The sequence below is a fragment of the Rhodococcus phenolicus genome (assembly GCF_001646785.1).
Classification (GTDB): domain Bacteria; phylum Actinomycetota; class Actinomycetes; order Mycobacteriales; family Mycobacteriaceae; genus Rhodococcus; species Rhodococcus phenolicus.
Map to the genome: position 1 here is coordinate 17928 of NZ_LRRH01000044.1, position 22082 is coordinate 40009.

At 66.2% G+C, this 22082-nt stretch carries 21 protein-coding genes and 1 pseudogene; 17 read left to right on the forward strand and 5 right to left on the reverse strand.

The window, feature by feature from the left end:
- The first annotated feature begins 3 nt into the window (after positions 1 to 3).
- The 9 genes from A8G15_RS13770 (at position 4) to A8G15_RS31820 (ending at position 9914) form a co-directional block, all read left to right on the forward strand.
- Complete coding sequence (locus tag A8G15_RS13770; RefSeq protein WP_068160239.1) at positions 4 to 1212, forward strand: NAD(P)/FAD-dependent oxidoreductase; 1209 nt, start codon at positions 4 to 6, stop codon at positions 1210 to 1212.
- 38 nt (positions 1213 to 1250) lie between these two features.
- Positions 1251 to 2078: an SDR family oxidoreductase gene (locus A8G15_RS13775; protein ID WP_211270162.1), complete on the forward strand. Its 828-nt coding sequence runs from the start codon at positions 1251 to 1253 to the stop codon at positions 2076 to 2078.
- A gap of 2 nt (positions 2079 to 2080) precedes the next feature.
- Positions 2081 to 3229, forward strand: a complete 1149-nt coding sequence (locus tag A8G15_RS13780) for an alpha/beta hydrolase family protein (protein ID WP_016693457.1) — start codon at positions 2081 to 2083, stop codon at positions 3227 to 3229.
- Positions 3230 to 3262: 33 nt separating this feature from the next.
- Complete coding sequence (locus tag A8G15_RS13785; RefSeq protein WP_068160241.1) at positions 3263 to 5359, forward strand: hydantoinase/oxoprolinase family protein; 2097 nt, start codon at positions 3263 to 3265, stop codon at positions 5357 to 5359.
- 1 nt (position 5360) lies between these two features.
- Positions 5361 to 7520 carry a hydantoinase B/oxoprolinase family protein gene (locus tag A8G15_RS13790; RefSeq protein ID WP_068160243.1) on the forward strand — a complete coding sequence of 720 codons (2160 nt, stop codon included), beginning with the start codon at positions 5361 to 5363 and terminating at the stop codon, positions 7518 to 7520.
- Positions 7517 to 8419 carry a beta-keto acid cleavage family enzyme gene (locus A8G15_RS13795; RefSeq protein WP_026061410.1) on the forward strand — a complete coding sequence of 301 codons (903 nt, stop codon included), beginning with the start codon at positions 7517 to 7519 and terminating at the stop codon, positions 8417 to 8419. Before A8G15_RS13790 ends, A8G15_RS13795 begins: the two co-directional genes overlap by 4 nt.
- Positions 8416 to 8805 (forward strand): acyl-CoA thioesterase, encoded by a 390-nt coding sequence (locus tag A8G15_RS13800; protein WP_068160244.1) that lies wholly within the window; start codon positions 8416 to 8418, stop codon positions 8803 to 8805. Before A8G15_RS13795 ends, A8G15_RS13800 begins: the two co-directional genes overlap by 4 nt.
- A gap of 64 nt (positions 8806 to 8869) precedes the next feature.
- Positions 8870 to 9280: a hypothetical protein gene (locus A8G15_RS13805; RefSeq protein WP_245687838.1), complete on the forward strand. Its 411-nt coding sequence runs from the start codon at positions 8870 to 8872 to the stop codon at positions 9278 to 9280.
- Between the two features lie 433 nt (positions 9281 to 9713).
- Positions 9714 to 9914, forward strand: a complete 201-nt coding sequence (locus A8G15_RS31820; RefSeq protein WP_245687839.1) for a hypothetical protein — start codon at positions 9714 to 9716, stop codon at positions 9912 to 9914.
- A gap of 221 nt (positions 9915 to 10135) precedes the next feature.
- Here the strand turns inward: A8G15_RS31820 and A8G15_RS13820 are convergent, their stop codons facing one another.
- Positions 10136 to 10708: a YdeI/OmpD-associated family protein gene (locus A8G15_RS13820; RefSeq protein WP_068160248.1), complete on the reverse strand. Its 573-nt coding sequence runs from the start codon at positions 10706 to 10708 to the stop codon at positions 10136 to 10138.
- Positions 10692 to 11684 carry a helix-turn-helix transcriptional regulator gene (locus tag A8G15_RS13825; protein WP_068160250.1) on the reverse strand — a complete coding sequence of 331 codons (993 nt, stop codon included), beginning with the start codon at positions 11682 to 11684 and terminating at the stop codon, positions 10692 to 10694. Before A8G15_RS13825 ends, A8G15_RS13820 begins: the two co-directional genes overlap by 17 nt.
- A 95-nt stretch (positions 11685 to 11779) precedes the next feature.
- Between A8G15_RS13825 and A8G15_RS13830 the strand changes: the two genes are divergently transcribed.
- A complete protein-coding gene (locus A8G15_RS13830; RefSeq protein ID WP_068160252.1) occupies positions 11780 to 12235 on the forward strand; it encodes a VOC family protein in 456 nt (151 codons plus the stop codon).
- 373 nt (positions 12236 to 12608) lie between these two features.
- Here the strand turns inward: A8G15_RS13830 and A8G15_RS13835 are convergent.
- Positions 12609 to 13149, reverse strand: a pseudogene (locus A8G15_RS13835) (DDE-type integrase/transposase/recombinase); the annotation flags it as partial.
- Positions 13150 to 13260: 111 nt separating this feature from the next.
- Positions 13261 to 13521: a transposase gene (locus tag A8G15_RS31080; RefSeq protein WP_169833890.1), complete on the reverse strand. Its 261-nt coding sequence runs from the start codon at positions 13519 to 13521 to the stop codon at positions 13261 to 13263.
- Positions 13522 to 13623: 102 nt separating this feature from the next.
- On the opposite strand from A8G15_RS31080, the gene A8G15_RS31085 reads away from it, so the two are divergent.
- The 3 genes from A8G15_RS31085 (at position 13624) to A8G15_RS13855 (ending at position 17360) form a co-directional block, all read left to right on the forward strand.
- Positions 13624 to 14199 (forward strand): hypothetical protein, encoded by a 576-nt coding sequence (locus A8G15_RS31085; protein WP_169833891.1) that lies wholly within the window; start codon positions 13624 to 13626, stop codon positions 14197 to 14199.
- Between the two features lie 420 nt (positions 14200 to 14619).
- On the forward strand, positions 14620 to 15462 hold the full coding sequence (locus A8G15_RS13850; protein ID WP_068160260.1) for a hypothetical protein: 843 nt from the start codon (positions 14620 to 14622) through the stop codon (positions 15460 to 15462).
- A 791-nt stretch (positions 15463 to 16253) separates the two neighbouring features.
- Entirely contained in the window at positions 16254 to 17360 is a 1107-nt protein-coding gene (locus A8G15_RS13855) for an alpha/beta hydrolase (protein ID WP_245687840.1), read from the forward strand.
- Between the two features lie 273 nt (positions 17361 to 17633).
- On the opposite strand, the gene A8G15_RS13860 is transcribed toward A8G15_RS13855, so the two are convergent.
- Entirely contained in the window at positions 17634 to 18080 is a 447-nt protein-coding gene (locus tag A8G15_RS13860; protein WP_068160261.1) for a hypothetical protein, read from the reverse strand.
- A gap of 609 nt (positions 18081 to 18689) precedes the next feature.
- On the opposite strand from A8G15_RS13860, the gene A8G15_RS30605 reads away from it, so the two are divergent.
- From A8G15_RS30605 to A8G15_RS13875, 4 genes are all read left to right on the forward strand, one after another.
- Complete coding sequence (locus A8G15_RS30605; protein WP_156665386.1) at positions 18690 to 18866, forward strand: hypothetical protein; 177 nt, start codon at positions 18690 to 18692, stop codon at positions 18864 to 18866.
- A gap of 131 nt (positions 18867 to 18997) precedes the next feature.
- Positions 18998 to 19747 (forward strand): DUF3658 domain-containing protein, encoded by a 750-nt coding sequence (locus A8G15_RS13865; RefSeq protein WP_068160263.1) that lies wholly within the window; start codon positions 18998 to 19000, stop codon positions 19745 to 19747.
- 35 nt (positions 19748 to 19782) lie between these two features.
- On the forward strand, positions 19783 to 20457 hold the full coding sequence (locus A8G15_RS13870; protein ID WP_082899887.1) for a hypothetical protein: 675 nt from the start codon (positions 19783 to 19785) through the stop codon (positions 20455 to 20457).
- Between the two features lie 193 nt (positions 20458 to 20650).
- The gene (locus A8G15_RS13875; RefSeq protein ID WP_068160264.1) at positions 20651 to 21007 is read left to right on the forward strand and encodes an amino acid permease; all 357 of its coding nucleotides are present in this window, start codon (positions 20651 to 20653) and stop codon (positions 21005 to 21007) included.
- The last annotated feature ends 1075 nt before the right edge of the window (positions 21008 to 22082 follow it).

A 22082-nucleotide genomic window follows, 5' to 3' on the forward strand; every position in this document is an offset into this window, starting at 1 on the left:
CCCATGAGCAGCATCGACGAAGACACGATCGTCATCGTGGGAGCGTCTGCGGCGGGACTCGCCGCCGCAGACGGACTGCGCGAGGGTGGTCACACCGGCCGGATCGTCGTACTCGATACGGAAACCGAGCCCGGATACGACCGTCCGATGCTCTCGAAGAGTCTGCTCGCGGCGAAGGGTGACGCCCAGCCGACCCGGCTGCGAACGCCCGAACATCTGGACGGCAAGAACATCGAGGTGCTTGCAGGGCACGGCGCCGCCGGGGTCGACATCGACCGCCGACTCGTCGTAACGAACTGGGGCGAAGCGCTGCCGTGGCAGCACCTCGTCATCGCGACGGGAGTGACCGCCCGACCGATCGTGACCGCCGGCGGCGTGGCACTGCCGAGTCTGCGCACCCGCGCCGACCTCGACACCGCCCGCGCCGTGGCCGTCGAGGGTAAACCGGTGACGCTGATCGGTGCCGGCTTCATCGGACTCGAAGTGGCCGCGGCACTGCGCTCGCGCACAGTGGACGTGACCGTCATCGGCGCGTGCGCCCTTCCGTTGGAGCCGTTCGTCGGCAGTGAGATCGCCGAGTGGTTGCGCGACCTGCACCTCGCTCGCGGTGTGAGAATGGAACTCGGCGCAGCGACCACCACGGTGACCGAAGCGAACACCGGCTACGACATCGTCCTCGACAACGGACGCGAACTGCACGCCGAAGCAGTGCTCGCCGGAATCGGTAGTGATCCGGTCACCGATTGGCTGATCGGGTCCGGGATCGAACTCGACGGCGGCGTGGTGACCGACGCGGCCGGTCGTACGAATGTGCCGGGTGTATGGGCCGCCGGAGACGTCGCCGCGACCTACGATGCCCGCGCCGGACGGCACCGGCGGTTCGAGCACTGGACCCATGCCATCGAGCAGGGACGGCACGTCGGCCTCCAGATCGCTCGCAGCACCTCCGAGCCGTACACCGCTGTGCCGTACGTGTGGACCGAACAGTACGGCCGCACTGTACACATGCTCGGCGAACGCCGACCCGGCGACACCGATATCGTCGTCGAAGGATCAGTGACCACAGGCGATTTCGTCACAGTGCACGGGGCCGACGACGAATTGCACGGCGCCACGATCTGCGGTCGTGTCCGCGCCCTCCGCACATTCAAGAAACTGCTGCGCGCCGGCGCCACACTCGGCGACGCCCTCGGTGCCGCCACCCCGGCCTGACTTCTTCTCAGCTCTTCTATCCCGACAGGAATCCCATCATGCAGATGCTCGACGACCATGTCGCCCTCATCCTCGGGGGCGGATCCGGTCTCGGACTCGGAATCGCCCGCCACTTCCTCGGTGAAGGCGCCCAGATCGCCATCTTCGAGATCTCCGAAAGCAAATTACTCGACCTGAAAGCCGAATTCGGAGACGACGTTCTGCTCCTGCAGGGCGATGTGACCAGCATCGACGATCTCGAAGCCGCCCGCGCCGCCGTCGTCGACCGATTCGGTCGCCTCGATGCGCTGATCGGCGCCCAGGGCATCTTCGACGGCAACATCCCCCTGCGGGACATCCCCACCGAGCGGATCGAGAAGGTGTTCGACGAGGTGCTCCACGTCGACGTTCTCGGTTACATCCTTGCGGCACGGGTGTTTCTCGAGGAACTGGAGAAGACCGACGGTGCAATCGTGTTCACCTCGTCCACCGCTGCCTATGCAGCAGACGGCGGGGGTCTGTTCTACACCGCCGCCAAAGGTGCCGTGCGCAGTGTGATCAACCAGCTCGCCTTCGAATTCGCACCGAAGGTCCGCGTCAACGGTGTCGCCCCTTCGGGGATCGCCAACAGTCAGCTGCAAGGTCCGCGCGCACTCGGGCTGGAGAACAACAAGCAGTCCGACATCCCGGTCGAGGACTTCACGAACCAATTCCTCTCGCTCACGCTCACGCCGACGTTGCCGACCCCGGAGGAGTACGCGCCGCTGTACGCCTACCTCGCGTCTCGGAACAACACCACGATGACCGGTCAGACGATCATCGCCGATCAGGGCTTGTTCAACCGTGCCGTCATCAGCAACGGCGTTGCGGATCGGGTGGGTAAGTAACCATGTATCGCTACTTCCCGACCAATTACGTGTGGAGCCTATCGGTCAGCATCGCGATGAACTGCGGTGGTCAGATCGGCGAGATCGACCAGATCTGTGCCCCGTTGATCGACATCGCCAAGGACGGCGACGACGCCGGTACCGAGAAGTTCTTCCACTCCTGGTGTGACTTCGCCGATCGGCTCGTCGACTACGCCGAGCAGGACCTCGCCGACGGGCACCCCCTCTCTGCCGCGGCGCGCTACTCACGCGCATCGGTTTATTACCTTGTGGCAGAACGGATGCAGAGCCGCAATTACGGTCCGCGTCAGGACGCGTACCGCAAGTCCGTGGAGACCTTCGCGCTCGGAATCGAGCATGGAGGTGAACGCGCGGAGATCGTCGAGGTGCCGTACGAGGGCACTTCGTTCCCCGCGGTGTTCATCCCCGGCGACGGGGAACCCCCGGCCGGTGGCTACCCGGTGATGGTGTTCTGCAACGGCCTCGACTCGATGAAGGAGATGCTCGTCAGGCTGGGCCTTCCGCGAGAACTCGCGCGCCGCGGCATCGCGACCTTGTGCGTCGACCAACCCGGCACGGGCGCCTCGCTGCGCGAACGCGCTATGCCCGCGATCCACGACAGTGAGCGGTGGGCGAGCGCGGCTGTGGATTACCTCGAGACGCGCAACGACGTCGATGCGTCGCGCATCGGGATGAGCGGTGTCTCGCTCGGTGGTTATTACGCGCCTCGCGCAACGGCTTTCGAGAAGAGATTCAAGCTGTGCGCAGTCTGGGGTGCGAACTACAACTGGGGCGAACTGCAGAAGCGCCGCCTGCAGCGCGAAGGCGAGAACCCCGTGCCCCACTACTGGGATCACGTCCAGTGGGTCTTCGGCAAGGACTCGCTCGAGGAGTTCATGGCCTTCGCGCCGAAGATGACCCTCGACGGCGTCGTCGACAAGATCACGGTGCCCTTCCTCGTCACCCACGGGGAGGACGATCGGCAGATCCCCATGGAATTCGCCGTCCCCGAATACGAGAACGCGATCAACAGCCCCGACCGGCATTTCAAGATCTTCAGCCGGGCCGAAGGCGGTTCGTCGCACGCCGGCGCCGACAACGAGGCCGTGCCCGCGAACTACATCGCCGACTGGGTCGCCGACCGGCTCTGACCCGCCTTTTCCTCACGAGAACGAGAGTTGGACATGACCACCACCAGTACCTCCGCCGGCTGGACGATCGGTACCGACGTCGGCGGCACCTTCACGGACCTGTGGCTGCGCGCCCCGTCGGGGCAGTCGTGGGTGTGCAAGTCGCCGACGACCGCCGACGTCGTGACCGGTGTCGTGAACGCCGTACGTCTGGCCGCCGACACCGCAGGCATCGACGTGCACGAGCTGTGCTCGCAGGTCACCCGGTTCGGGCACGGCACGACGGTGGGGCTCAATGCACTGCTCACCGGCCGCACCGCGACAACAGGCCTGATCACGACGGCAGGCTTCGGGGATGTCCTCGAGATCGGACGACTGCGTCGCGGCACGGCCGGGCTGCAGGGGCTGGAGCTGGGTGATTACCACCTGCGCGGGCAGATTCCGCCGCTCGTGCCCCGTACCCGGGTCGTCGAGGTCGACGAGCGCATCGACTCGGACGGCGTCGTCCGCACGACCTTGGATGAAGCCTCGGTGCTCGCCGCGATCGAGCGATTGCGGGAGATGGGGGTGGAGGCGGTCGCGGTATGCCTTCTGTGGTCGACGGAGAACCCGACGCACGAACTTGCCATCGCGGATCTGATCCGACGCGAACTGCCCGAAGTCTTTTTGTCGCTCTCCCATGAGATTGCACCGTCGGTCGGTGAGTACGCCCGTGCGTCGACCACCGTCGCCAATGCCGCTCTCGGGCCGATCGCCGGTCACTATCTGTCGAAACTGGAAGAAGAACTCGCCGCGCTCGGCATGACGGCGCCGATCATGATGACGACCAGCGCCGGGGGTGTCGTCCCCGCTCGCACGGTGACCGAACGGCCGGTGTCGAATCTGCTGTCCGGGCCGGCTTCGTGCGTGGTGGCCGGCCAGAAGATCGGTGCCGAACTCGGCGTTCCCAATGTGCTCACGATGGACGTGGGCGGCACGAGCTTCGACGTCGGTGTCGTGGTCGACGGGGTGGCGCTGATGAGCGACGAGGTGACTTTCGGCGGCGCGGACATGCGCGTACCGAGCATCGACATCGCCTCGATCGGTGCCGGTGGTGGTTCGATCGCCGCGGTCGAGGGTGGGGTGCTGTCGGTTGGGCCGCGCAGTGCGGGCGCCCGGCCCGGACCGGTCTGCTACGGCAAGGGCGGCACCGAGCCGACCACGACCGACGCCGACCTGGTGCTCGGTGTGCTCGATCCGTCCCAGTTCGGCAGTGGCGGAATCGTTCTCGACCGCAATGCCGCAGCGGCAGCGATCGAGGAAAAGATCGGCAGACCGCTGGGCCTGTCGGGTATCGAGGCGGCCCGAGCGATTCGCGTGGTCTTCGACAACGCCATGGCCGATCTGCTGCGGGCGGTGACGATCGAACGCGGCCACGATCCGCGGGAATTCACCCTCGTCGCCGGTGGCGGCAGCGGACCGTCACACGCATGGGCGCTGTGCCGCGAAACCGGACTGTCCGGGTTCGTCGTGCCCCCCACCGCGACCGCGGCATCGGCCTTCGGAGCGGGCACATCGGATCTGAAGACCACGGCCTCGCGCACCTCCTACCGGCGCATCCTGCCGGAGGTCGGTCCGAGCGACGAGGACACCAAGGTGGTCGTCGCCGCGCTCACCGAAACCCGTGAACGTGCACGGGCTGCCATCCCAGACCCGGACGGCAGTGCCGTCACCGACATCGCCTCGGTTCGATATTTCGGGCAGGCGCATCATCTCGACATTCCGTTGCCGGAGCATGTCGACACCAACGCCGTTGCGGACCTGCTGAGCGATTTCGAGCGTGAATACGAGCAATTGTGGGGCAAGGGAGCCGGATTCAAGGAAGCCGGATTCGAGATCCTCTCGGTTCGCTCGGTCGCAGCACTGCCCGCCACTGCTGTGGCAGGTGCTGCCACGGGCGAGAAGTTCGAGAAGGTCGGTGCGCGGCCCGTCGTCTTCGACGACGCGAACAATCCCGACGACACCGCCGTCTACCGGGTGCGGTGGCCGGCCGCGGGCCAGGAACTCACCGGCCCCGCACTCGTCTCGCTCCCGGGTTGTGTCGTAGTGATCCCGCCCGGCGCGACCGCCACCACCGATGCTCTCGGCCAGATCCACGTGAAAGTGAACTGACATGACAACAACGATCGACGCCGCACCTGTCTTGCTGGACGGCGCCAGCACCGACCCCGTGATCCGTCAGGTCGTCCGTTCACGCCTGATCGCCATCACGGACCAGATGCGCATGGCCTTGCAGTCGGTGAGCGGCAGCCCCACCGTCACCGAAGCCAGCGACTTCTTCACCGGCATCTACCTGCCCGACGGCGACTTCGTCACCATGGGACACCAGGTGACGTTCGAGGCGCCACCGGTAGGCGCGCTCATCCGTCACCTGCTCGGCGGGAAGATGAAGCTCAAGGACGGCGACCGCATCATCGGCAACGACCCGTTCGTCGGGGCCCTGCACCAGAACGACGTGCAGATGTGCGCTCCCCTCATCGTCGACGGTGAACTGCTCGGCTGGGCCGGGGTGATGGCGCACGAAACCGACCTCGGCGGTATGGATTTCGCGTCCTGGTCACCGAAGGCCACCGAGGTGTGGCAGGAGGGACTGCGCATCCCGGCGGTCAAGCTCGTCGACGGTGGTGAACTCCGAGAGGACGTCCTCGACATGATCCTCACCGCCTCACGGTTACCCGCGCAGGTCGGCCTCGACATCCGCGCCTTCATCGCCACACTCAACGTCGCGTCGGACCGACTCACCGAACTCTCCCGCCGCTACGGCAAACCGACTGTGCTGTCGGTCATGCACGCGATGGTCGACGACGCGGAAGAGCTCACCCGCGCCCGGCTGCGTGAACTTCCCGACGGTGTCGTGCACACCCGCGACTTCCTCGAACACGACGGTCACGAGAACGTCCTCTACGTCATCGATTGCGTGCTCACCAAACGCGGTGACTCCCTGCACTTCGACTTCTCCGGATCCTCCGGTCAAGCACAGGGTTTCGTGAACTGCTCACGTGCCGGCCTCGCCGGTGGAGTCGCCGGCGCCGTCATCCCCACACTGGGCTTCGGTATCCCGTGGAACGAGGGCATGCTGCGCCCCGTCGAGATCTCCGCACCGGACGGTCTCGTGTGCACGGCGGTGGCCCCGGCGCCGGTCGGCTCCGCGACGGTCGAAGCGGTGTGGACGGTCAGCAACGTCGTGTCGGCCGCCATCAACAGATTGCTGCTCGCGACACCGAAGTACGCGCATCGCGCCCAGGCGGTCAACAGCGGCACCATGGCCACCTTCAACCTCTCCGGCCGTGATCGCCACGACAAGGTCTTCGGGCTGCACCTCATGGACCCGCTCGCCGGCGGCTTCGGTGCCTTCGCCGACCACGACGGACAGAACGCCGCAGGTCCGATCAACGCGCCCTGCCCGTCCATCGCCGACGTCGAGGTCAACGAACAGAAGAATCCGCTCTTCTACCACTACCGGCGACTCGCCCCGGACACCGGCGGTGCCGGCCGTCGACGCGGGGGAGTAGGCGCGGAGGTCGGTCTCACGGTCTCCGTCCCGCAGGCCGAAGCACTCGTCATGACCCACGGAGCCGAAGTGCCGAACTCGGCCGGCATCGGCGGGGGACTGCCCGGTGGGCTCATCCACCAACGCTTCACCGAAGCAGGAGGAGCAACGAAGAATCTCGGGCCGAAGCCCGGTTCTTTCCCGATCACTCCCGAAGACCTGTTCGAGGTCACCTGGCAAGGCGGCGGCGGCCTCGGCGATCCGCTCGACCGCGACCCCGCCGAGGTACTCGCCGACGTCCGCTACGGAGTCGTCGGGACCGTCGCCGCGCTCGAAACCTACGGTGTGGTGTTCGACGAGTCGGGTGAGGTCGATGAGGCCGCCACCGCGGTGGCGCGACGCGGTATCCGTGCGGCGCGACTCGGCGTCGATCCTGCGGCCCTGAGCGATCCCGCCCCGGTGACCGATGATCCCGTGGCCGGTGACATCAAGCTCTCCGATCGGCTCGTCGCCGCGCGCGGTGAGACAGGGCAGTGGCAGGTGCGCACTGTCGACGGTGCGGTGCTCTCCCGTGGTTCCACCCGCTGGCGCGAGGGTGCACACCGGTTCGAGACGGCACTGCCTCCGAAGGCGGGGGACGAGCTGCATGCCGATCTGGCGGTGACCGGATGGGCGTGCCCCGTCACGGGTGCTCTGCTCGCCGTCGACATCCACCCTCGCAACGAGGAGCCCTTCCACGACCTCGATCTCGACTTCGATTCGCTGACAGGAGATGACCGATGAGCCGCAAAGTGATCCTGACCGTCGCGCCGACCGGTGGCATGGCGACCAAGGAACAGTCCCCGCACCTGCCCGTCACGCCGCAGGAGATCGCCGACGACGTCACCCGGTGCTGGGAAGCCGGCGCGTCCGTGGTCGCCGTGCATGCCCGTCGGTCCGACGGTCTGGCGACATGCGACCCGGACGTGTACTCCGAAATCAACACCCTCATCCGCGAGCGCACCGACATCGTCATCAACAACTCCACCGGCGGTGGCATTCACGGTGACATGCCGGTCCGGATCAACGACGATCTGTGGGAGCTCGATTGGAACGAGCGGATCAAGGGCATCGAGGGCGTCGGCTGCGAAATGGCCACCTTGGACTCGCACACCATCACGGCGACCTTCGAGGGACGCGAACACCTGGTCACGACCACCCCGAAGCGCTCGCGTTGGCTGGCCGAACAGATGGCCGCGCGCGGGATCAAGCCCGAATGGGAAGTATTCAACCTCGGGCACATCCTGTCGGACTTCACGACGCTGACAGCCGAGGGCCTGGACACCGCACCGTACTACTGCAACATCGTGCTCGGCGGGCACCGCGCCTTTCAGGGTGGCCTGCCGTACACCCCGAAGATCCTGCAGATGCTCGTCGAACACCTGCCCGAGGGCACGGTGTGGGGTGTCTCGGGCATCGGACCGACACAACTGCCCGCCACCACGCACGGCCTGCTGCTCGGCGGACACATGCGGGTGGGACTCGAGGACAACCTCTACTACTCACACGGTCGCCTCGCCACGAATCTCGAACTGGTCGAACGCGCCGTCCGGATCATCACCGAACTCGGCTACGAGCTCGCCACACCCGCGGAGGCACGGGACATACTCGGCCTGAAGCAGCTCGACACGGTGCCGGCATGACGGTGCACCGGTCCCGCGGAGTGGTGGCCTTCTCCGAGACCGATGCGTCGGGGCGCTTCCACTACACCTCCGCGCTGAAATGGGCGGAGAATGCCGAGCACGAGCTCTACCGCGCCGCGGGTCTCCCGATCGTTGGGTTCCCGCGGCGCGCGGTGAGCGCAACCTTCGAACGTCCCTTCGTCGACGGTGACGAATACGTTGTCGAACTCGCGGTGAAGAGGCTGGGGAACAGCTCGATCTCCTACACCTGGCGCATCCTCGACGGTGACGCAGTGGCGGTGACCGGCGCGCACACCGTGGTCCACCTGGATGGTTCCGGCCAGCCCGCGCCGGTGCCACAGGCGTTGAAGGATGTGCTCGAGAAGTTGACGGCGGAGGTTCCATAGGGACAGCGGAGGTGAACCCAGTGGCCCGCTGGAGCATTGCCGGATTTCGCGTGTGAAGGTGTAGGTGGCTCTGGAAGACGACCTGGTCCTGACGAGGCGCTTGATGACGCAGGATGCGCAAGAGTGGGACGAGCCGATGGCAACGACGCGGGTGCACCAAGGTGTACCTGCGGCATACCACGGTACCGACACCGACCGCGACATCCTTAGTCCAGAAACGCAGCCTTCGACGCTGTTCCACGGCCATCCGGGTCGGACCACCAGTCCTGCAGTCCAACACATCTTCGTGGACTGGGTCGATCTCGAGGATGAACCGGCCAGCTTGGCCGTCGGTTACTGCCCTCCCACCATCGAGGGTGGACGGTCCGGACCTGTCGTACCCGGCCTGGCGGAGATTTCGGAGGACGAATACCTCCTGCGGAAACAGCGGATCGAAAAAAGGGGAGCACTCGCCTCTCCGGGGCAGATCCGATGATTCCTCTGTCCGGCGAGCCAAAGCAGATACAAGGTCTACGACAGCGACAAGCGCAAGGCGGCCAGCGTCGCCGCCTGAGACTTGCGCACCGGGAAGATCGCTGCGGTCCGCAAGTCCGGTCTGCACATCGATTCCCGCGTCACCTCGACCGTCGATGGTCACCTTGCCGTGAAGATTGCCCGCACAGCCTGAACGAAGGTCTTCCGGCCGACAGTAACAACACGCCTCACCCTCGGTGCGGGGGAGGGGTGCAGTTTTAGAGCTAGGGTGCGATATGCCGGAAATCGCGCGTCGGCGGCGCACTCATCCGCCTCCGCCGCACATCGTCCATCAGGTGTTGATCGATCCCGACCGGGATCCGAGGCGCCCGTGGTTGATTCTGCCGCGTGGACGAACAACGCCCCGAGGTCGTCGAGGCTGTCGAGCCGATCTGGTGGTGTGGACCTCGATCTGGCCGTGGCGCCGCGACGCACGGATCCGGTTCGAGCTCTCGGGATCCCGGCGCAGCAGCACCACCGTGTGCTGGATATTGACGGTCGACGATCCGATACCGGACGACGAGACGATCTTACGGATGCGCACGGGCGTGAACGAGCTCATCAACGCCAATCTGCGCTCGACGTTCGGTCGGTAGCTTTGCGCTCGCGCCGGGATTTCCCCATATCGGGCGTGGTCGCCGATGCGGCGTGGGTGTCTATGACAGCGGGGTGCCTTGTGGTCGAGTGGGCCGACGTGAGGACGGCGATGGCCCCTGTCGTGACCACAGAGGCAGGAGCCGCTGCTTTGGTTCGCGGCGGGACCAGCCGCTCCGATCATGTCCTCGCGTTCACCCGCACCCAGGCACGGGGATAACCGTCATCTTGGTACGAGCCGCGCGACCGCCCGCGCGATGCGCGCGGCCCGGACGGCGTCGTCGGCGGCAGTGAGGATCGGGTGCAGGACCTGGTACCGCTCCGCCCGCGACAGCTGCTCGAACGCCGCGCCGGCACCCGGCTCGGCCGCCAGCGCCGCCAGCAGGTCCGGTGGGGGCTCGGCGGCGGCCGGACCGGCGTAGGCCCGATCCCAGCGGCCGTCCGCTCGTGCCCGCGCGACCTCCGCCTCGCCGCGGGGCCTCATCCGGCCAACCGCCACGAGCGTGGAGACGAGGCCGACGTTGCGCTGCGACCACATCGACCTCGCGCGGCGCGGGGTGAACCGCTGCAGGAACGTCCGTTCGTCCCGTCCACGGCGCTGGCCGTCGATCCAGCCGCTGCACAGCGCCTCCTCGAGTGCCTCCTGATAGGTCAGGGAGGTCGGCGTGGTCACCGACTTCCTGGCGAGCACCAGCCACACGCCGTCGGAGCCGTCCTCGTGCGCGTGCAGCCACGCGCGCCAGTGCGCGGCGTCGGCCACGCATAGCGGGTCGGTGATCTCATGCGGTCCGGTCATGGGGTTCCTCCCGTCGGGGCAGACTGGTGTGGAGGCGGTCCCCGAGGTCCCGGCCCGCGGAGAGCAGGGCGTCGGGGCCGAGGATCCGGAAGTCCGCGTCGAGCCGCAGGACCGCGGCGAGCACGCCCGCCCACGACCACGACCCGATGCCGGCCCGGGCCGTGCCGGGGGTCATCACCTCGACCTCGGCGTCGGGTATCCAGGTGAGCACCTGCGCCGCGGGGAGGTCGATCTCCACCCGGCCGACGCACGGCCACTCGTCGCTTCCGGACGACCCCTTGGCGCGGCTCGCGAGGAAGCCGGCCGGACTGCCGGTGGGGACGGGCCGGGGTGTGAAAGCCGGGCCGGTCGGCGTGCGCGGGCTCATCCTGTCCAGGCGGAACGTCCGCCAGTCGTCCTTCTCGAGGTCCCATGCCACCAGGTACCAGCGTCCGTTGCGGGCGACGACCCCGTGCGGCTGGACCCGGCGGGAGACCGAGTCCGGGTCGGGATAGCCGAAGCGCAGGGTCATCCCGGCGCTGACCGCCTCGCTCACGGCCTCGAGCACCTCCGGCGCGACGCGCGACGCCCCGGCGGCGGTGCGGGGGACTCCGGTAAGTTCGATTCTGTCGATGCGGTGCCGGAGCCGTGAGGGCATGACCTGGCGGACCGTGGCCAGCGCGCGGTGCGCGGCGTCCTCGATTCCCACGCCGCTGACCGGGGCGCTGCGCAGGCAGATCGCGAGCGCCACCGCCTGCTCGTCGTCGAACCGCAACGGCGGCAGGTCGGCGCCCGCCCCCATCCGGTAACCCCCGTCGGGCCCCTTGTCCGCCTCGATCCGGTAGCCCATCCCGCGGAGCCGGTCGATGTCGCGACGCACAGTCCGGGTGGTCACCTCCAGACGGCGGGCGAGCTCGTCGCCCGGCCAGCTCCGCGGGACCTGCAGCAGGGAGAGCAGCTCGAGGGTCCGCTCGGGGGTTCCGGTCACGCGATCCATTCTCGCCCGAGAAGAGGACATCCACTGTCCTAAACCTTCGGCAGGGTCGTGTTCACGGCAGATCGCCGTGCACCATCCCACCTCCAGGAGCACTCATGTCCGTCAGCACCACCACCCACCTCAACCTCCCCGGGACCGCCCGGGAGGCGCTCGGCTTCTACGGCGACGTCTTCGGCGGCGAGGTGGACCTCACCACGTATGCACAGGTCGGGATGTCGCAGGACGCCCCCGGCGCCGACCACGTGGTCTTCGGCCGCGTCACCGCCCCCTCGGGCTTCTCGATCATGGCGTACGACATCCCCGGTCGCGACGAACGGTTGACCGGCCGGACCGAGCGCCGCGACGGCATGACCGTCACCGACCAGCCGTTCTTCGTCTCCGTGCGCGTCGACACGCTCGACGAGGCGCAGCGGTACTGGGACGTCCTTGCCGAGGACGCGTCGGTCATCGAGCCCCTCGCCGCGTCCGCGTGGAGTGCAGGCTTCGGGATGCTCACCGACCGCTTCGGCGTCACGTGGTCCGTGGACGTCACCTCCGCCCCGGCGACCTGATCGGTGTTCCCGGGCGCCCTGGACGGCTAGCACCGCCGCTCGGGGCTCCGTGGGAGCCGAGGGTCCCCCCGCCGCCATGCTCGAGCAGATCCTCGAAGATCGCTACAGCTGCCGAGGGGCCTGTGTGGGTGACTTGACTGCGTGTGCTCTCGGCACACGCGATGGGAGTCCATCGCTGAGCTTCTGCCGGTCCGGATCGGTCGACGAGGATGGTCGTTCTCTCATGCCCGGACTGTCTAGGGCTGAGGTTGAGGGAGTCGAGGATTCCGGGTTCGGGCTGGGGTTCGGGGCCGACTCAGATATTGAGCTCGACGCGTTCGGATAGCTCCCCGGCTGCCACAGGTAACCACCCTGGATCGAGTGGAGACTTCGTTCAGGCCACCTCGAGGATCGAGGCGACGGTAGGGCGCTGTTCACGGTAGCCCGTCTCGTACTCGATCGGCGAGAGATAGCCGATCGACGAATGCAACCTGTCCGCGTTGAACCAGCGAACCCACTCGGCACTCTCCCGTTCGACCTCGGCTCGGCCGGACCAGGACCGGACCCGGTCGATCAGCTCGATTTTGTAGAGCCCGATTGTCGATTCCATGAGGGCATTGTCGAGGGCGTCGCCGACGCCGCCGATGGAGCCGGCGATCCGGACCCGACCAGAGCTTCGGTGAACGCCAGCGACGTGCATTGACTTCCGGCATCGAAATGGTGAACTAATCCTCTTGGGGTGAAACGGATCTCGATCCTTCTTCCTGTGAAGAGCGCTTGTTCGAGAACGCCGTGGACCAGCAGGGACCCTTCGTCGTCATCACCCGCCAGCCCGGTATGCGACGCGAGAATACGTCGACACAGAACGCGGTGTACACGAACCGGGCCAACGTCCACACATAGGTGAAGTCGGCGACCCACCATTGATCCGGACGCCGGCGACCAGGAGGCTCCGGTGAGCGACGAGAAGAACGAGCCGTGCCGAAGCCTGGGAATCTTCACCGTCATGTCGTTGCTGGTGGTCGACAAGGCCTTTGCCGCGGGTATCAGTTTCTGCTGGTGGTGCGGGTGTCGGGCTGTTCGTAGCGTTCGGTACCGATATGGGCGGTCGCCTCAGCATCGATCAGCGCTTGCAGAATCGTAGCGAGCAGGATGCGCATGATGCCGCCGTCGGCGGTGCGGAGCGACCCGGTGAGCTCGAGCTGGGCAGGCTGATCCAGGGCCGTTGCGGTGTTCTTCTGGTCGAAGTTTCCGGTCATTACCCAGACAGCTTCACGCGGTGGATCTTCTGTGTTCAGGACCGACACGGTCCCGATTCGGAAGCCCGGTTCCACACCCCAGGGGGACATACCCATCAGTGCGGACCCCGCGTACCCGGGGTCTTCGATGGTCACCGGTATTCTGCGATGATGGCGATCCCGACGACCCGGCCCCTTGGACCGGCAGTTGCGGGCTGGTCCGACTTTCGGCAGGTGATGGCCATATCGTGGGCGGCGCGGTGGAGGGCGGTGCGGAAGCAACGTGCGATGCTGGCCGCGTTGATTGCGGTGCCCACGGCCTATACGGCCTACATCGTCACCACGACATTGGTGTTCGGCACCAGTTGGGCACTGGCCGTTGGGGGTTGGGCAGCTTTCATGCTCGTCGCCATCCTCTTGGTCATTGGCGAAGTTCTCGGCCACACCGTCTGGCGTCTGTTGGACCGGAGGCGCCTCGTCCTCCTGTCCTCCACACGAGGTGCAGCGCTCGATGTGCAGTTCAACAAGGACGTGGTGACGTTCAGCAACCACGGCCGGCTCCTGCGGGACACCTCGGCGGCAGTCCTGCGTGCCGAGGTCGCGCACTGGGTGCGCACACTTCCGCATCGCGTCGAAGTGAAAGCCCAGAACACGCAGGTCGCCGAGCTGTACACGAAGCAGTTCCCCGAGCTGACACCGGGCGAGCCGGATGCACTGGGACGCATCCCGCTGACCATCACTGTCTGAGTTTGCTCCTACGTCGATCGCCGACCGGCTCGTCCACCACACAGAGGTCGCCGCCTCCGAAGGTGACTCCTACCGGCTCGAGGACCACGATCTCGGCCGTGTCCCCCACCGCCACGTCGGACAAAGCCTGACATCCGGCGCGGAAGAGTCCGATACGGGATGATCGCCGGGTGCAGTCCGACGGCGTGGTCCCGGTCGACCATCACCAGTTCAGCTTCGGCGACCCCACGCTCGACACACTCCATCCACTCGCGCAGGGCACCTTGGTCGATGTCGGTGACGGTGCTGTCTCGTTCTACACCGGCATCGCCTACGGCCCGGTCCGTGTCGGTGTCGAGCTGCTCGATCGGCCTCCGACCGGTGTTGCGCAAGAGGACTGGGAGGTCGTCGAGGAAACCACCCTCTCGGCGACCCAAGGCGATGGTCGTCTCCGCTCTCGACGGCACCGTCTGCACCACCATCGATCCGATCCCGGCGGGCACCTATCAGGTGCGGGCACACGCTCGTGGCCGCGATACTCACTACGGCCGCGATGTCGACGAGATCGTCGAGGACTGTTTGATCTGCCTGTGGCCCAACACCACCCGCACCGCGGATGCGCAGGTGCGCATGCTGCACAAGACCGACAGCGCGTGGTCATCGCAGCCGCAGGTCGACCGGCCCGAACCATCCCGGCAGTACGTCTCCATCCGGGACGAATCCGGGGAAGTGATCACCGTGGCGCCGCGCAGCCGCGAAGCCTTGGCCGTGCACGCCGAATTGCACACCTTCGGTGGAACACCGCTCACACCGGTTCTCGAGGCGATCTACGCCGCCCGGCACGTCGCCGGACTCGACCGCAACCTCATCGATCGGATCGAAGCGCTCGACGATGATCGGCAACGCGCCTTCGCCCGCTGGTGCGTGCACCGGGCATGGGAGCGCGCCGGACTCGTCCGGCCCCCGTGGTTTCGTGAGCGGCTCGCCGACATGGACGCCGGGCATCCCGCGCATCCGGACTTCATCGACAGCACTCATGCTCGTAATCGGATCGATGTCGATCCTAGGATTCGGCTCACCCTCGTGTCCGGGTTACTTGCAAAAAGCGAACTCATCCAGCAGTACGAGGCGATGCACGCGTACGCACGGAGTACGTATGCCGAGGCCACCCCGCTCGAATCGGCGATCGAAGCCCTGCGGCACACCGCGCAGACCTACGGGATGGACTACCCCCGAACTGTTCGCACGCGCTCGCAGCGACTTCTTCGGCGACCACACCAGTGACCCCTGATTCGTCCACGCCAGAGGTCAGATGTCGTCTGCTGCTGAGGGTCGATCTCAGTTACCGTTGACAGTAGGCCGGGCAAGATGCTGACACCGACGGGGGAGCTCGGATTCTCACTTCGCCCCACATGATCGGCGCGATCGCGGTGGCGGTGGTGGGGGGTTCGATCAGGTGGCGCTGTGAGCCGAACGCAGAGGTTGGATTTACTGGAGAAAGCACAGGTCCGGCGGATCCGCGGACGCGGGGGCGGCCATGGTGAGCGTGATGAACGAACTCTTCTCTCCGGCAACCCGACACACGGCGGAGGAGGTCGTGGGCAAGCAGAACGGTCGCATCGACCCGTCGGTCGGCGATGTCGGGTGGATCGATCTCGAAAACGGCCGGGTGCATCTACCGATCGCCGGTGAGCGGGTGCAGAGACCCACCTGCGGTGTCGGTCCGGAGGGACGCCCCAGTAGCCGACAGCAACACAGCGACCGGGTGGTCGGTGACGATGTCGTCACCCGTGTCCGGCGCGGCACTGCGACAGGGGACGTGTCCTCAGTGCAATTCGGAGCGCAGTGTCGCAGCGCTCCACACGATCCGATCGATCCTCGTCACACCGGCGGGCTGTTCGGATACGGCCGATGTGAGGCGGATGGTCGGGCTCCTGTGGGGTCGAGGTCCGTGTCTCCGTGTCGGCGTCGCCCCTGCTTTCCGGTGTTGGGTAGCGTCGACGCGTCCCGGGACACGAGGAGTCGGGACTGCCCGGCCTTCCGGTCGGGGGACAACGGGCGAGGGGGAAGTCGACATGCGAGGCGGAGTAGCGATGGGCCGGGTCCGGGCGAGGGCGATGGCCGCGGCGGTGGCGGCGATGATGATCGCCCCTCTGGGTAGTGGGGTGGCGTCGGCGCAGGACCGCGCCGTCGATCCGATTGTGGCCTCGCAGGCTTTGCTCGCTGATCCGGTCGCCCCGAACGGCTCGCGCATCGTCTCGAGTGAGATCGACGGTCAGCATCTGACGGTGCAGGTGTACTCGGCGGCGATGGATGCGACCATTCCGGTGCGGGTGCAACGCCCCCATGATGCGTCCGAGCCGCGTCCGGTGCTGTATCTGGTCAACGGGGCCGGAGGCGGCACCGATTCGGCGACGTGGTGGGCCAACACCGACGTCGGCGAATTTTTGACCGGCCAGGACGTCAACGTGGTCATGCCCCTCGGCGGGGCGTTCTCCTACTACACCGACTGGAAACGCGAAGACCCGAACCTCGGGATGAACAAGTGGCAGACGTTCTTCCTCGACGAACTACCCCCATTGATCGACGCCGCGCTCGGCACCAACGGCGTGCAGGCCATCGCGGCGAACTCGATGACCGCCACGGCGGTGTTGCAGTATGCGATCGCCAGGCCCGGCTTCTATTCGGCGGTGGCCGGGTACAGCGGATGCGCCCAGACCTCCGATCCGATCGGCCGTGAGTTCGTCAAGTTGGTCGTCGAGACCTGGGGCGGCGGGGATGTACGCAATATGTACGGCGAGGACGACGATCCGGCGTGGGTGACCAACGATCCGGTGGTCAACGCCGAAGGGCTGCGCGGAACTCCTCTCTTCATCTCGGACGCGACGGGGCTGCCCGGTCCGCACGACACCCTCGGCAACGAGTTCACCATCGGGGAGCAGGACGCCGCGCTTGATCAGCAAGGGCTGGCGTTGGCCAATCAGGTTGTTGTCGGTGGGGTGATCGAAGCGGCCGTGCACTGGTGCACCACCAATTTGCAGGCCCGTCTGAACGAGCTCGATATTCCGGCGACGTTCGATCTGCAGCCGGCCGGAACGCATTCGTGGGGTTACTGGCAGGACGCGTTCCATCGGTCCTGGCCGTTGCTGGCAGAGGGACTGGGACTGGCGCAACCGGAATGACCCGGCATTGCTGGTGACCGCTCACGGTTCATCCCCGACGATCACCTCGGTGAGAGCTGACGCCGGCTACCCGGCGACGAACACCCAAGGCGTGCTTCACGCGTTCTCGTCGAGACGAGGGGGCGGCGTCCATGCCGTGATCCCGGCCCCCGCAGCGGCGGGAACCGTGTGTGAGGGGACGTGTCGTCAATGCATGTCAAGGGTGTAGAGGGCGGGCCGGTAATCGACGGCTGCGTTCGAGGACTGTAGCTGTGCTCGCGTGCAGGTCCGTTGCTACGCGCGCCCTGCGGCGTTGCGTCGGGCGGCGGTCATCTTCAGTAGGTGCTGGTAGTCCTTGTCGGGCAACAGATCTCCGGCGCGTTCGATCTGATCCCAGGTGCCGGGCAGGTAGGTCTCTCCGGTGGGGTCGGTGGTGCCGAAGGTGTAGTTCCAGTTCTCGAGTTCGCGCATCATCGCCGCGTGGTCGATTACTCCGGCGGCGTGTTCGAGCAGCACCTCACGGGGGCTGCGCTCACAGACTTGCGGGGTGAGCCGTGCTGTTTTGGCCAGGCGGCTGACCTCGGGTTGTTCGACGCCGAGCTCGTCGGCGATGCGGTGCTGAGTCCAGCCGGCCTGCACGGCGTCGTGGACGGCGCGGAGTTTGAGGATCTTGGTCAGTTCGTTGCGGGCGGGCACCGCTCGTAGTCGGCGTCCGATCTCCGGTTCGTATGCATGTGACACAGGAACCCTCTCTTCACCTGGTGTTATACGAAATTGTATTACCGTCTCCGGTGGCGCGCCGCGACGAGGACAACCTTGCTCTACCGATCGGTGACTCGCTCGCGATAGCTTTCCGTTGCCGGAGGCGTCCCGCAAGATCCTCCGGCGGGTCTTCACCTGTGCCCGTAACTTGCGCGGCCTCAAGGGTCTCGACCGAGCATCAATCGGACCGACGCCGCGATTATTGATGCGGTGTTACCGGCAGTGCGGGCAGGCCAGGGTGCATATCCAGGCTCGGTTGATCTTCCAGATGCCGTCCGGCCACGAGTGGGACGACGGCGTGGGCGCCGGGTGCGACGGTGATGGCCTGCGCGACGCAGCCGGGGGCGCCGGTGCCCACCACCGAAACCGCCACGGACTGAGCGCCATTGGGTATGACGGTGTGGCGCGTAGCGTCGTCTCGCCTGTGTGCACTACCTGCTGGGGATCAGGGGTGTCGAGGCTGGCGCCTTCGAACAGGCGCACCCGAGTCTTCGGCTCGAGGTCGTAGTCGAAGGCGCCAGCGAGCATCTCGGTGACCTGCTCCGCGAGGGAATGGTGGAGGTGGGCAGCTCGAGGTACGAGTGAGCCGTGGTCGTGCTGCGCAATCCGCTACCGGAAGCCACGTCGGCGCTGCTGGTCGGCGAGGTTCCGGATACGCTGCCGCGGCCGGTGCCGTGGGAGGGCTACGACGACTACCTCCCCATCCTTCTCGGCCTGTCCATTCCCGCTGATCGAACCGTCCCTGACGACCCGTCGGATGCGTGATCGCGCAGGGGGGCATCCAGGTCGGTCGGGTGCACGGACGGGCTTATCGCCGCGCTGAAGGGCCCCTGAGGATGCCTCGTCGCAGGATCAGGGGTTCGACATCGTCGCCGCAGTCGGATATCACGAGGGTTGTGACGACGAACCACATAGCACCCAGCTTCACCGCAGGGGCCGCATTGCAGAAGGCGCTGGCCGCTACCGGCGACGACTGCACGATCTTGACCGACGTCGATGATCTCAGCTGGGGTCCGATCGGCGCGCAGTCGCTGCACCGTCACGCATCCGGTTGGTGGTTCAGCGATGTCATCGCGGGGCGACATCATCCGTGGATGCCGGCTTTCGGACGGTGGGATCTCCGCTTGATCGACGCATCGACTCCGACGGTTTTCTGGTTCGGCAGACGATCCGCTGAAGAACTGTGCAGCTTGCTGTGTTTTGCGAGCACTGCCGAGGGTCGACCCTGGTCACTGATCGACGTCACCGAAAACAGTGGCTCCGGGAGTGTCTCGGCCACGGCGCCCTCGGACTTGAGTCGGCTCGTCGACACTGCGCGTCCGGTCGATACCAGCAAGTCTGCCGAACTGGCCGAGCGTTGGCGAACACTTCAACACGAGAACGCACCGTTCCGGGTGCTGACGGGTTCGACCCTGACGTCAGCGCCGGAGGATCACTTCGACGAATTGTTGCTTCAGCGCACGCCGATGCTGCCGACACCGATGAGCCGAGTAATCGCCGAAGCGATGGGCACGAACCCGTCAGAGCCGGTGGCCGACTACGTGTTGAGGGGACGGTTGATCGCGCTGATATCCGAGGGGAAGATCGCCGCAGAGGGCAACCCCAACACGATGGAATCGTGTCTCATATACCGCGCGAGCCTATGATCCGGCTTCGCCCACCGGCCGGTAGCGTTCGCGGAGTGTATCGTGCGCTTCTGACCAAGACCGGGATGGCCGGGCTGCTGCTGATTGCGACGGCATGCGGGGGAAGCGATGTGGAGGCGACAGAGGCCGTGTCGCGCGACGGTCTTCTTCTGACGGTCGAGGATCTTCCTGCCGGTACGCAGGTTGCCCGGTTCACCGAGCCCGAACAGTTGGTGATGAACCTGCTGCTGGATACGCCGAGTGATGTCGGGGTGCCAAGGAACATCGCGTACGACCCTGTGGAGTGCGGCGAGCAGTCGAGCTACGCCGACGAAGCCCGGCTGACGTTGAGCGATGCGGATTCGACGTCGATGATGGGCGCCTACTTCGATGACGAGCGTTCCTATCTCGCGTTGGTCAGTGACGTGCCGCTCGACATCGCACGGGTCGCCGATGCGCACACCGGATCGTGTTCGACGTACAGGATGAACTCGCGCACGATCACCACTTCGCGACTGGACCTGCCGCCGGCAATCGCCACCGAGAACGCGGCCATGCTCTACGAGGTCTCCGATCCCGATAATCCCGACTGGGCAAACGACGAGGTCTTCTACGGCTACGCCTCTGTCGACGGGTACACGATTGCTGTTGTGAGCATGAACGGTGTGGAGTTCGAAAGCGAGTTCACCGAGTTCTTCACCAACGCCGTGCTGAAGATACGGAATCGCTAGCTGCCGACAACGGACCGGAAGGCCCCCGTTCTGTGACAGCGGGGGCGGTGGTGCGAAGGGCTGGATATTCACCGGTGTTGTGCGACAGCAAGGCTCGTGTGGAGCGGGGAGCCCGACGATGGCCAGGTGGTGTCACCGATCGGCGAATTGTGCAGCCATACCTCCGGACGGAAGTACCGTATCGTCCGACCATATGGCGTGGTTGATACTGAGTGTTCTGGCACTGGTGGGGTTGGCAGCGGCCGTCATGGTGCCACGCCGAGCCCGGCTCGGTAGCGCGCCAGGGTTCCCGTGGTTCTGGGTGGCGTTCCCCGCCACATGCATCGTCATCGCGACCGCGATCGGCGTCTTCGCTTGGCCTCAAGTATTGACCGGCTCGGGAAGTTACTGGTGGCAGCCGCCCACTGCGAATCGACCCGGTCTGCAGTTCTTGTCGAGCGAGCAGTACCAGCGGTTCGTGACACTGCGCCGGTGGAGATGGGTGCTACCGGTGGCATTCCTCGCGGGAATCGGGTTGTGCGTGTGGGCCTGGCGGCGCCACCGGATGTGACACCGCTGTGGCCGAAGATTGTGCAGGACACCCCGGAATACCTGAAAGCGCAGGCACGAGCAGGAGACTGTGCCCATCAGGGGTGTTCGGTGGGGTTATGCATCGTCGGGTCGGAGGCCGTCGATTCGTGACGGGTCAGTCCGCAGAGTGAGCTGTAGGCCCGTCCAGCGGGTGAGCGGGACCGCTACTTCTCGACCCTCGGGTGGGAAGTCGATGGGGTTCCCGGCCCGGACTCGATCGGCTGGTCACCGGTTCGGGGGTCTCGGCCTCGGCGCGCCGAAGCAAGGCGGCAGGCCGATGCTTCCCGAAGTCCGCTCTGCGCGTCCCTCCATCGACCTGCCAACTCTCACTCCAACGCGCCGTATCGAACATATGTGCGAAAATCGTAGGCATGGCGTCCTACGAGCGCGCTCCGAAGTTCTGCCCGAACGGGCATCGACTGGGACCGAAGCGCGTGATAGTGGGATGGACGGCCTGCTGGTGCGAGTCGTCTCTGCGGCCATCAGGTGCGAGAGGTCATCGCACCTACAGATGTATCGAGTGTGCGGCCGAGATCCTCATTCCTCCCCATACCGGACCGCGGCTGTTCGGGGTGCAGTGGCTCTCGCAGGAGCGGAAAAATCCGTGAACTCCTTTGTAGGGGAATCACTCCCGGGCGAAGCGGAACTTTTCGGCTGCATGTAAACGCGATGCCGACGCCCGTTGCGCAGATCGCGGACGTGGCCGACGGGTGAAGCCGTCAGCTATCGGGCCCGACCACGCACAAGGGCGGCGAGCTCGCCGGTCCAGGACGGACTGTGTGCATCAGCGCCCGGCTGCTCTACATGCTCGTGTTCGTCTACAACCGGCTCGGCGTCGGTGTCCTCGTCCGGACCGTCTGACGTCCGGAGCCGGAACGGCCGGCGTCGTATAGCGGAAGATTTTCTGTAGTGCCGGGCAGGCCCACACTCCCGGTCGTAGAGTCGGGCGCATGAAAGCCCTCCAGTACACCGAGATCGGCTCCGAGCCGGTCGTCGTCGACCTCCCTACTCCGGCGCCCGGGCCGGGTGAGATCTTGTTGAAGGTCACCGCGGCC